The following is a 283-nucleotide window of genomic DNA, read 5'->3' as shown; positions in this document are numbered from 1 at the left end:
GGAAGCGAACAACGTCTGGTTCTCGTTGAAGCCGTTGGAGCTGATGCCCGGAGGTCCATCCTTCTTCATGGTGTCGACATACCAGCCGATCGCCTTCTTCCACTCCGGTGAATTGAGCTGCGGCTTCCAGTCCATGTCGAACCAGCGGCCGCCGAACGTGTTCACCAGCGTGCCGAGGAAGGCCATGTTCTCGCCCCAGCCCGGCTTGCCGCGCAGGCACAGGCCGTACTGCTCCTTCGACTTGTCGGTGAGCTTGTCGGCGAATTCCGTGATCTGGTCGTAG

The 283-nt window shown here is 60.8% G+C and carries 1 protein-coding gene; it reads right to left on the bottom strand.

Going from position 1 to position 283, the window contains the following annotated elements:
- Positions 1-283 (bottom strand): extracellular solute-binding protein (locus EN861_RS35060; RefSeq protein WP_135928261.1); only part of this gene is annotated, 283 nt, incomplete at both ends.

The sequence above is a fragment of the Mesorhizobium sp. M8A.F.Ca.ET.218.01.1.1 genome, assembly GCF_004791165.1.
Taxonomy (GTDB): Bacteria; Pseudomonadota; Alphaproteobacteria; order Rhizobiales; family Rhizobiaceae; genus Mesorhizobium.
Note: the sequence above shows the minus strand (reverse complement) of the source record. Positions and strands in the feature narration are given on the sequence as shown.